The organism is Pseudomonas sp. NFPP12 (assembly GCF_900103205.1).
Taxonomy (GTDB): Bacteria; Pseudomonadota; Gammaproteobacteria; order Pseudomonadales; family Pseudomonadaceae; genus Aquipseudomonas; species Aquipseudomonas protegens.
Genome location: NZ_FMWW01000016.1, coordinates 1 through 5,117 on the forward strand (window position 1 = coordinate 1; position 5,117 = coordinate 5,117).

The 5,117-nt window shown below is 45.4% G+C and carries 5 protein-coding genes; all 5 read left to right on the forward strand.

The window, feature by feature from the left end; genetic code table 11:
- On the forward strand, positions 1–1,209 hold a 1,209-nt coding region (locus tag BLS75_RS31750), incomplete at its 5' end, for a toxin glutamine deamidase domain-containing protein (protein ID WP_239690701.1).
- The gene (locus BLS75_RS31755) at positions 1,209–1,487 is read left to right on the forward strand and encodes a YrhB domain-containing protein (protein WP_072453203.1); all 279 of its coding nucleotides are present in this window, start codon (positions 1,209–1,211) and stop codon (positions 1,485–1,487) included. The genes BLS75_RS31750 and BLS75_RS31755, both read left to right, overlap by 1 nt.
- A 62-nt stretch (positions 1,488–1,549) precedes the next feature.
- Entirely contained in the window at positions 1,550–1,849 is a 300-nt protein-coding gene (locus tag BLS75_RS31760; RefSeq protein WP_239690702.1) for a polymorphic toxin type 50 domain-containing protein, read from the forward strand.
- Positions 1,846–2,163: a MafI2 family immunity protein gene (locus tag BLS75_RS31765; RefSeq protein WP_019094981.1), complete on the forward strand. Its 318-nt coding sequence runs from the start codon at positions 1,846–1,848 to the stop codon at positions 2,161–2,163. The genes BLS75_RS31760 and BLS75_RS31765 overlap by 4 nt, the downstream gene beginning before the upstream one ends.
- Before the next feature lie 1,907 nt (positions 2,164–4,070).
- Positions 4,071–4,541: a hypothetical protein gene (locus BLS75_RS31775; protein ID WP_233447052.1), complete on the forward strand. Its 471-nt coding sequence runs from the start codon at positions 4,071–4,073 to the stop codon at positions 4,539–4,541.
- Positions 4,542–5,117: the final 576 nt, after the last annotated feature.

Sequence of the window (5,117 nt, forward strand, 5' to 3'; positions counted from 1 at the left end):
TTGTATGGGGAAAAAAGCCGGGAGACGATGGTAAAGCTGACCCTTCTCTTGGCCAGCATGGGCGTTCTAATCGCGTCGCCAGACAATCTTCAGGGTACATCCGAAGAAATTAATAGAGTCCTGATAGAAACCGAAAACTATCTAAAAGCCTTTAGTAAGGATGAGAACAGACGTGCGGAGGCTATTGAGTTTCGACTCAAGCAGAAGTTCGGAGATCCAAAATCTGACGGGGAAAAGCTTCTCGTCGCTCGCATGCAGGAAATTGCCCGTCAGAGCCCTGAGAAGTCAGTTGAACTGACAGCGCTCATCGGCCGCCTCAGCGATTCTCCTGCAGGCGCAAATAACTATGCTCAGGGGCTCGCTAGTTCGGGGGTTATGCTCGCCCTGGTTGGCGCACTGGCTTATCAAGCGTCCACACCTGAAAATCAAGCGCGGATGCGTAACGCGGCCAACTCCATGATTGAAAGTGTCAGCCGGGGCGTCTCTGAAACAAAGGAGCAAGTGCAGAGTCGGCTGAGGGTTTCGATGGGGCTTTGGGAGTTGGTAACCCACATGCCGTTTCCAATTCACCTGCTTGATGACGAAAACCGAAAGCTGGTCAATCCGATTGTTGATGCATCAGGAGGGAATCCTGCCAGTGGGGGCTACGCTGAGGGTGGCGGAGTTATTACAACGCCACATACCGGCGGTACTCAACTGGATGGGGGGCAGAAGGATGGTGCCTATGTGACTCCGGAGCACAAGCTGAATCCGGGGGTGATGTATAGTGAGGGCAGTGCTGCAAAAGGAACGGGTGGCGCAGTCGAAGAAACGGCTGGCTCGATTAAGAATGTCAATCCAGGCTTTCCTGAAGCTGGTCGAACTCATAACTGCGTGAATTGTTCAATTGCGACTGATGCAACTCTGGCTGGAAATCCAGCTTCGGCGCTTCCGATAAAATCAACAGATGGCGTTTCAATTACAGTACTGGAAAAGCAGTTTGGTACAAGATTTGTATCGGTCTCATCTGCGGATAATATTTCTCAGAAAATGATTGGTATTGGCTCAGGTGCGCGAGGTATTGTGTATGGGTCGTATGGTCCTGGTCAGCCTGGACATGTGTTCAATGTCGTAAACCAGAATGGTACTATCAGATTCTTAGATGGGCAGACAGGCAAGGTTGCTGATCTCAGTAAGTTTACATCGTTTAAGTTTTTGAGGACCAACTAGTGATAGCTTTTGAAGAATCTCTGCAGATGGTTATTAATCATTTGAGTAAGTCTCCAATGCCGCTGGTTATAACATATTCTGAAGGGTTTCCTGATGGGTGGCTATTTTGCTTCAACTCCAAACAGTATGTTGAGACAGGTGATTTTTCATTTCAACTGGTTGGAAATGGGCCGATTTTTGTTGATAAAGATACCGGCGAACTGCATTTTTTTGGCACGGCATTGCCGCCAAAGGAGTATGTGGAAGAGTACTCTCTGAGGAAGCGTGATAAGAAATAATATAGGTAATTGCTGCAAAAGGAATACTTACACCTAAAGACTTTCCTGAGGTCTCAACAAAAATAAGCCAGAGGCAGAATCGTCATACTGCAGGGACACAGCAGCTTGAGGAGCGGGGGAGCGTTGGTTTCGTGAACAGTGTTTCAGATGCTAAAAAAGTGCTTGATGCTTACCACTCCGGCCAAGTGAAAATCCTAGGAAAGAATGGTCAAGGTTTTCCAGTGGTTAAATTTGAGGGTGTTACTGGAACTAACGTTAATCTCGGCGTTGGTATAACTGATCAGCCGACTAACGTATTTGTTATCAAGGGAACAAAAAAGCCGAGCATTGTCCCCACAAATCCAAACTGGAGTCAGAAATGAGTGATCAGCCTGTGCTGGAAGAGTGGAACTTTCAAGTGCTAATGCTTGTTCAGGCGTTGGTAGGGGCGGTCTCTGCCAACTTTAGAATGGTCGCATTGCTGTGGTGTGGCGATGAGTGGGTATTGAGGTTCTATCTTGAAGAGAACCTTGAGGATGACGTCGAGGAGATTGAAGATATTGTTTGTCAATATACGGCATATCAAAATTCTAGCTTGAGATGCCGTTCTGAATTGATTGTGGGTAGCGAAAGACTTCCGGGGTTATCGGCGCTTGGGCGGGTCGTGTACCGTCGCAGAGAGGCCATTGGTAGTTAGTTGCTGCAAAAGGTAAACTTCGAATAGATCCAAGTGGAAGTTTCTCTCAGTCAGAGATAAATTCTGCATACTATATGGCTGCTCAAGGTAAAAAGTTGAGCTGCGTCGCCCTGTTGGTACGAGAGCAGAAGGGAAAACTTCAGATCTTCTAGTTAATGGTGTTAGCTATGATGTATATACCCCTGCAACGGGTAATGCGGACAGAATAATTTCTGCGATAGCAAAGAAAAATACGCAAGCTGAGGGGGTTGTTCTAGATTTATCTAGAAGCACCGTTACTAGAGAGCAGTTGGGAGATGTTCTGCGGAGAGTTAATGGTTCAGGGGCGAAAAAATTAATGACATCGCTATCATAGGTAAGTGAAATGCCATCAATGCTCTGTAAATGTGGTAATAAGTTAAGTTTTGGTGAGATGCCGAATCCAATTGAATGACTTTTGATTTCAGATGAGAACTTTGACAGGTTCCAAGGGCGGGTGGGTTTGGAGGCGATTTATCGAGAGATGAATAGTGCCCTCAAGTGTTCTCGTTGTGGAGGATTATGGGTGTTTTGGAACGGCTTTGATTCTGCCCCAGTGTCATATGCTCAAGAATAGTTAGTTGTTCTCAGTGAGGTTGCGGAAAAAGAACTAGCTAAAGGTTTAATAAGTAAGGGCTTTGAAATATACCTTCATAAAGAATTAGGTGGGAAGCCAAGTTTTTCGACGAAGGGACGAGAGTTTGACGGAGCATATGGAGCGAATAACTCTACCTGGTACGAAGCTAAATCAGGCCGATATTGGGAAGATCATGTCCAGGCAGCTTCTAAAGGATTTGAAAAGTTTAAGTCTGATATTGGTGCGCATGCTCGAATAGCTAAGGGTAGCGGTGCTTCTTTTGAAGTTCATTAAAATGCAAAAACTCATCAACATGTTAAGTCATGGTTGACTCAAAAGATATACCGTTTAAAGAGTATCAATATGAGCAGTCAGGCATCTATAGATATAAGCTTACTTCGACCTTGTAGCCCAAGAGAAGTGATAGTAAAACCAATTGATTTTGGGGGGGTATTGACTCTGAAGGCGAGGTTTGTTTTTACTGCTATCTGATGTTGACTCCTATGAATGGCAGAAAGAGCATGTTAAAAAATTTAACTTGGAGGCGTTCCTAAACTCTCATTCGTTATCTGGGGGTAATCGGGATTGCTATGGTTTTTGATGGAAAATTTGGAGGGGGGGTTAATTTATCGAGACTGGATCTCTTTATCTATTTCTATAAATAGAATTTGTCTTTTTGAGGCTGTGCCAGATTTTAATAAATATATTGGTAAGCTTCGATGGGTTATAGAAAGTTTTGGCGTATCTAGTTTTAGTTGTGAGTGCATCGTTTGAATAAACAGCTCCGGATTTTAGTTGGTCCGGGGTTGTTATTTTATTCTACTGTAATCACCACGCACCCCTTCATTTGAGGGGGCGCTGAAGGTGGCGGAGTTATCACAACGCCTCATACGGGTGGTACTCAGCTGGATGGAGTGCAGAAGGATGGTGCCTATGTGACTCCGGAGCACAAGCTGAATCCGGGGGTGATGTATACTATAAATGGTATTACTCCTCGTAATGCACGAAATTTAGTTGGAGGGCCTCTTGAGGGTGGGACTCAAGTTAGTCGAAATTTCATATTGGAAGGTGGTCCCGTGAATGGAGTGTTATATCGGGCTGATAATCAAGGGAACATAACTAGCTACGCTACTTATGATTCGGTGGGTATGGTGTTGAAAAGAGTCGATGTTACAGGTAAGCCTCATTTGTCTGTTCCGACGCCACATGTAATAGAGTATGGTAGGAATACACTTCCTGATGGAACTGTTAGAGTGCAGTCACCATCCACGAAGTTAGCCCAAAGACCGATTAGACCAGACGAGGTTCCATGATGAGTGTTAATACAATTAAACCTTTTGTAGGCTTGAGTAGATATGAGTCATGGAAATCGCAGTGGGCGGAAAAAAGTACAGTTGATATATTTTCCTATGTGAGTGAAATTTGCAGTCCTGAAGATGTTATGTTGTTTTGTAGATTGTTGTTTCCCGATTTTGTTGTTAGGGATGATGCGGTGTTTCTAGAGAGTCGATACGACGCTGCGATATTCGATGTTTGGCTCGAGCAGTTGAATGGTGATGTCAATGCCGTTGAGAGGGTGATGAATCAAATTCATCTTTATGATGTTTTTTCTGGAACGGCAAGCGATGTTGGTGATGTAATATTTGAACAGTTGGCGGATATTTTTGCAGTTTCATGGCGTTTGGTTTTAAAAGATAAGTTTCCCGAGAAGAAATTTTCTGTTGAAGTCTCAAATACCGAGCAGGATTACGGTCCAACGATAATTTTTTTTCAGATTTGTTAGTTGTGTTTTAGAGTGGGCGGTATGAGTTTTTGAGTTGAGTAGTTTTGTGTGTGAGTTATTAGGTTGTATGTGTCGTGGGTGGTGTATTGCAGAGTGATGTTTAGGGGGGTTAAGAAGTTTTTTTGTATGTTGCTTGTCTGGAAGAAGAGTGGGTTGTTTCGTGTTAAATAGTTCTGCTCTTAGTGTCCGCGTAAAAGATGAGTGATTCAGTTCTAACTCTATATATGTCGCGAGAGAAACGAGTGGCTTTGGCACTCTGATCTTTGCCGACAACGGCAACCTCAAGCTGGACACCGGCACCCTGGGCTTCAGCGATATTGCCGGCAAGGACAAGGAACACGGCTATTACCTGAACGTGGGCGGCACCTACAGCTCCGGTAGTGGCACCACACAAGACAGCAGCCAGGTGGGTAAAGGCAAGGAAGGTGAAACCGGCTGGAGCGTCAGCGGCTGGGATTACCAGAAGGACCGCGAGCAGATTGTGCGCGCCACCGTCGGGGCGGGCGAGATCGTGGTGCGCAAGGATGCCGAGACCGGGGCCGATTCAACGGCCGGGCTGAACCGGGATGTGAGCAA